This window comes from Desulfosporosinus sp. Tol-M2, assembly GCF_059735615.1.
Genome location: NZ_JCAIJG010000198.1, coordinates 1 through 5,954, shown reverse-complemented (window position 1 = coordinate 5,954; position 5,954 = coordinate 1). Strand labels below are relative to the sequence as shown.

Below are 5,954 nucleotides of genomic sequence, written 5' to 3'. Positions count from 1 at the left end.
CTTGTGCTGCGCAAAAGGAAAAGTGAAAAAACAGCCTTTTTGGATGAAATAATGCCTGAGGTCGAAGACGAGGTAAAAGCCCAGATAAGGAGTATGCAGCGCCTTGATGATAAAGAGGAGCCAAACTTTGCGGATGCGGATTATATCTTAGCTGCTTATGCGGCCTCGCTTAAAGTGCTGACATCTTATAATAATATCGAGGACATTGATGTTGCCTATGAGCTCTCCAGAGTGAAGAAAAATGGTGAACTTTCACCCGTCGCCCAAGTAATTGAGAGCGCTAAAAAGATTGCCTACGACCAACTCATACCCAGTGAATTTGACTCGTTAACGTGGAGGTCGTTATCCGCAGAGGAGAAGCTCTATATCAAGGGGCTGGAGCTTGAAAAGAAAAACATCTATCTAGTATCAGCCTATCAAGAACTGGCCAGAGGCTTTGGCGTTAATGAATATAAGGATTTTATGGAAAACACCAGGGCAAACCGCGCTAGGTTTAAGACAGCGGGCGAGTGGGCTGGTCGCAATATCAGGGGTGACGGCTTTGCAGGAACACTGCTTCGCAATGTGTTTATGGCTCTTTACTTGGCAAGCAAGGACGATAATAACGTAGCGGCCGGTAAAAACTGGCTTAAAAACGAAGTTCCGACGTATGATGGGAATGGACGCAAGCTAATTATTGAGTTTTTGGGCTATATCGCAACCTTTGAACACATTAGCAATATGAGCCATTGGGAAAAGGAAGCTGCTGTGGCGATGATCTTAAAAGAGCTGATCAGCAATGACGGCGTGTAACTAGGATTTCCGGAACCATATACAGTTTGATTTCAAATTTAGGGATTCTGAGAATAAAAATATGGGTGGTGATAATCTTGCCAAGAACTGAAGAATATTTAATAAGCTTGGTAAAGGAGTTAACCTCATTGCCTAAAGAGACTGTATGGTTTGAATTCAAAGTAAATAATGACAATCCTTATGAAATTGGAGAATATATTTCAGCCCTTAGCAATTCAGCTACGTTAGCAGGTAAGTCAAATGCTTATTTGATATGGGGGATCAATAATGAAACCCATGACATTGTTGGAACTGATTTTAAACCGAGTGAAGCAAAGGTGCGAAATGAAGAGCTCGAAAGCTGGCTGCTCAGGTTATTAGCTCCAAGAATTTTCTTTAGGTTCTACGAAATATTATTTAATCACAAAAATATTGTGATTTTAGAATTAGAAAAGGCATTTGGAAAGCCGGTACAGTTTAAAGGGAGTGAATACATTCGGATTGGATCATATAAAAAGTTGCTTAAGGATTTCCCTGAAATAGAACGAGAGCTCTGGCGAGCTTTTGACCAAACTAGTTATGAAGAAAAGATAGCAAAGGACCATTTGACTGAGAGTGAAGTTCTTAACTTTATTGACTATCCGGCTTACTTTGAGCTATTAAAAATGCCTTTGCCGGAAGGCAGGAAAAGAATTATTGAAAAACTAAGTAAAGAGGGTTTGATCGTTCAAAATAGTGCTGCTGGTTGGGATATAACAAATCTCGGGGCAATTCTCTTTGCAAAGAAATTATCTGATTTTAAACTACTAAAAAGAAAAAATGTTAGAGTAATCCAATACAAAGGTAACAGTCGAATTGAGACAATAAGAGAACAAGAAGGTGGCAAAGGCTATGCTTCAGGGTTTGAAGGGCTTATTGGGTTTATCAATAATCTGTTGCCCCGTAACGAAGTGATTGGTAAAGCTCTGAGACAAGATCTTCCAATGTATCCAGAGCTGGCAGTAAGAGAATTAGTAGCTAATGCTTTAATTCATCAGGATTTTTCAATTAGAGGAACTGGTCTTATGCTGGAAATATTCTCGAATAGAATGGAAATAACAAATCCGGGCCAACCATTAGTGAACTCTGAAAGATTCATTGATACTCCACCAAAATCAAGAAATGAAGAATTAGCATCATTCATGAGAAGAATTGGTGTCTGTGAAGAAAGAGGTAGTGGATTTGACAAGGTAGTATCAGAAACTGAGTTTTATCAATTGCCTGCCCCAATTATTGAGGTCACAAAGGAACACACTAAAGTCATTTTGTTAGCTCACATTGATTTTAAAGAAATGAGCAAAGAGGATAAGCGCAGGGCTTGCTATTTACATACCTGTTTGAAATACGTGAATAGGGAATTCATGACAAACATGTCCTTGAGACAAAGATTTGGCTTAAATGATAAGGATGTTTCAGTCGCTTCACGTATAATAAAAGACGCTACTGAGCATGGCCTTATCAAGTTGTTGGAATCTGATACGAACCAGAGATATTATAAATACATACCATTCTGGGCGTAATTTCATTTGCAGGTCATTTGCAGATATGTCGATTCATAGATTCAAATATTCGTTAAGAGCTTGATTTTTAAGGGATTTCATTAACTGGATTTGGGCAATTTCGTTTGCAGATCATTTGCAAAAGTGTTACTAAATAAAAGGCAAATATAAATAAATTGAAGATTTGTGACGCGAATAACATGGATTAATCATTTGTTGATATGGAGGAACTATACGAGGTGTTGAAATGATCAACCGTTATTCTTCCAGGCAGACGCGTCTGGATAGACAGTTTCTAGCTGACAAGTTGCAAAACGCGGCGAGTTATGACCGCATCGCCGGTTATTTTAGTTCGTCAATCCTGGAATTTGCCGGCGAAGCCATCGAAAGTATCAGCGGCAAGGTGCGTTTAATTTGTAATTCTCAAATAGAAAAAGAAGATTGTGTGACTGCAACGGCTGCCGCTGCCGCCTTACGGCGTGAGTGGTGTGAAAACGAACCGGAGAAGGTGTATGCCTCGGCAACCCCCCGTTTGCAGCGTTTATATGAGCTTATGAAAAGTGGCAAGCTGGTAATAAAAGTACTGCCGAATAACGTTTTTGGACTTATTCATGGTAAGGCAGGAGTGATAACACTTGCAGATGGAAGCAAAACCTCTTTTATTGGCAGTGTGAATGAAACATTATCCGCTTGGCGCTTGAATTATGAAATGTTATGGGAAGATAACTCGCCCGAGGCCATAGAGTGGGTGCAAAATGAGTTTGATTATTTCTGGCAGCATCCTGCAGCGATTCCTATGTCCGACTTCGTTATGGAGGATATCGGGCGTATCGCGGCGAGAGAAGTAATCGATGAGCTTACAAAGTGGCGGGAGATGCCCGAACCGGCCCAGGCTGTTGTCGAAGCACCTGTTTATCGTGAGGAACTTGGGCTTTGGCAGCATCAGAAATACTTTGTCGATATGGCTTTCAGAAATCACAGAAAAGCATATGGCGCAAGATTTGTCCTTGCTGACCAAGTAGGGCTGGGCAAAACAGTTCAACTTGCTCTTTCCGCTCAGCTTATGGCTCTCTGGGGTAACAAAGCGGTACTCATTATTGTGCCTAAAACGCTGATCTGGCAGTGGCAAGATGAAATGAGAACTCTGCTGGATATGCCTTCTGCGGTTTATAATGGCAAAGAGTGGGTTGACGAAAATGGGATTAAGTATCCCCCGTCAGACGATATACGCAAGTGCCCCCGCAGAGTGGGGATAATCTCGCAGGGTATTCTCGTAAATGGCCGGGCTGAATATTCGGAGCAGTTACTCGCCATGCAATATGAATGCGTCATTGTAGATGAAGCGCACCGGGCGCGGCGTAAGAACTTGGGTGAAGATAAAGAATATTTAAAGCCTGACCCCAACAATTTATACGACTTTCTCTTAAAAATATCACTCAGAACACATAGTATGTTACTTGCAACCGCAACGCCCGTGCAAATGTACCCGATCGAAGCCTGGGATTTGCTTAACATTCTGTCCCAGAAAAACAATTCAGTGCTGGGCAGTGATTTAAGCAAGTGGCGAAAAGATCCGAAGCGAACGCTTGATTTGATTATGGGCAAGGCAAAAATCGGAGACTCTCCGGCAGAATGGCTGGAACAATGTGAGTGGCTGCGCAATCCATTCCCGCCCGCTGAAGAAGATGAGCTTAACTTTGGGGGCATAAGAAAACGGCTGCGCATGGAAGAGGATAATTTTATCATCAAGCCGGAGCAGATCAAGGCCATGCACAGCACTCCGGAAGGCCGTAAAGTGAGCAGGATTTTCGAGGGCGGGTTTATGCAAAACCATAACCCCTTCATTCGCCATATCATTATGCGAACAAGAGATTTTTTGGAAAACAACAATAATCCCGAGACCGGTGAGCCCTATCTTAAAAAGATTGAAGTTAGCTTAATGGGTGAATCAGAGAGCGAAGGGATACAGCTGCCGCCATATCTGCAAGACGCCTATCGATGTGCGGAAGAGTTCTGCGAACTGCTCGGGAAACGGGTGCGGGGCAGCGGTTTTATTGAAACACTTCTTTTGAAGCGGGTTGGCAGTACGATGCTGGCCGGACGCAAAACTGCAGAAAAAATGATGAACTGGGGAAATACTGACGAAGACATTTTCGAGGAAGATGATGACTATTTCACTACAGATACCATAAGAAATAATGCACAAGCAAACAACAAGAATGCGAGTGCGGTTAAGGATATTACTGAAGCGGAGCGAGACGCGCTAGCCCGTTTTATCAAGACCCTTGATGAAAACAATGACAAAGACCCGAAATATGCTTTGGTGTTAGATTTGCTTACGAACAAGGGTTTCAAAGACAAGGGCTGTATTATTTTTTCCCAGTACTATGATTCATCCTACTGGGTGGCTGAAAATCTATCCCATGATTTAAAGGGCGCAGCCATTGGTCTGTATGCTGGAGGCGAAAAATCTGGGATTCTTCGTGATGGAAAGTATCATAGGCACACCAAAGAGGACATCAAGCGAATGGTCAGATTAAGAGAAATTAAGGTTCTTGTTGGTACAGAAGCGGCTTCGGAGGGTTTAAACCTGCAAACACTCGGAACTTTAATCAATTTGGACTTACCCTGGAACCCTACCAGGTTGGAACAAAGAAAAGGTCGGATTCAGCGAATTGGTCAGCAAAACGATCAGGTACTAATCTACAATATGCGCTATAAGGGCTCAGTTGAAGATCGGGTTCATTCCATGCTTTCGAAACGCTTGCACAACATCAGCGATATTTTCGGACAGCTGCCCGATATGTTGGAGGATGTCTGGGTACAGGTGGCAATGGGCAAAAAAGCCGAGGCCGGAAAGATTATTGATGCAGTGCCAATGCAACATCCTTTTGAAATCAAATATCATAAGCAAGCAGTCAATGACACAAACTGGGAAGACTGTAGGGTTGTTTTAAGCGGAAGCGAAAAGCGGAAGTGTCTGCTTGATGGCTGGAGGTAAGCAGGATTACTGCGCTTCCATAAAGTTCAGAAATTACTGAATATTACGCAGTGGTGGAGCCACCAAATCTTCTGAAATAGAGCCACATAATCCGTAAAATAGAGCCATTGAGTTGATGGTGAGAGCCACCTGCATATGGCACAGTGAAACGGCCGATTTTGCGAAGCAAAACGGCCGCAATGCGAAGCTGAGCAGCAGCTCGATCTTTGTTTGTGCATATTCCGGCGTGAAAAACACTTTGACCGCTATTAATTGTTCACCATGACCGTCGAAAATGAACGGTGTGACCACAGAAACTTTACACCCCACCTTTACATATTAGCTGTACATTGACATCTCATTACCAACAACAAGATGCGCGCAGAATAAGAATGACCCCATGCAATCGTCGGGGTTGTGGTCAGTGTGGGCAAGTCAACCCCAAAGAATACTTATAATTAGACTTGTCCAAAGCCTGGGGAAAAGCTCTTTTTAGACAGACCCCAAATAGCTTTTCCCCAGGCTGGCACTGTCCACAACCCATGTCAGATTAGGAGTAATTATTTACCGGGATAAATGTGGCCAAGCGCCGGAAAGGTATTACAGAGTGTTCAGCATGCTCGGTTACCTCCTATATTAACAGTTGTTTCCGCTAGCCTAAAAAG

General features: G+C 42.8%; 3 protein-coding genes and 1 pseudogene. 3 read left to right on the top strand and 1 reads right to left on the bottom strand.

What is annotated here, in order from left to right; genetic code table 11:
• From AC6I5A_RS14205 to AC6I5A_RS14195, 3 genes and pseudogenes are all read left to right on the top strand, one after another.
• A pseudogene (locus AC6I5A_RS14205) lies at window positions 1–792 on the top strand (DNA methylase); the annotation flags it as partial.
• Window positions 793–869: 77 nt separating this feature from the next.
• The gene (locus AC6I5A_RS14200; protein ID WP_497900788.1) at window positions 870–2,330 is read left to right on the top strand and encodes an ATP-binding protein; all 1,461 of its coding nucleotides are present in this window, start codon (window positions 870–872) and stop codon (window positions 2,328–2,330) included.
• A 226-nt stretch (window positions 2,331–2,556) separates the two neighbouring features.
• On the top strand, window positions 2,557–5,310 hold the full coding sequence (locus tag AC6I5A_RS14195) for a phospholipase D-like domain-containing anti-phage protein (RefSeq protein WP_034617518.1): 2,754 nt from the start codon (window positions 2,557–2,559) through the stop codon (window positions 5,308–5,310).
• A gap of 33 nt (window positions 5,311–5,343) precedes the next feature.
• Here AC6I5A_RS14195 and AC6I5A_RS14190 read toward each other — a convergent pair whose 3' ends face one another.
• The gene (locus AC6I5A_RS14190; RefSeq protein WP_034617515.1) at window positions 5,344–5,601 is read right to left on the bottom strand and encodes a hypothetical protein; all 258 of its coding nucleotides are present in this window, start codon (window positions 5,599–5,601) and stop codon (window positions 5,344–5,346) included.
• Between the last annotated feature and the right edge of the window lie 353 nt (window positions 5,602–5,954).

Bases quoted from the DNA above. Each gene is read 5' to 3' on its own strand.
- AC6I5A_RS14195 (WP_034617518.1), top strand. From the start codon at position 2,557: ATGATCAACCGTTATTCTTCCAGGCAGACGCGTCTGGATAGACAGTTT.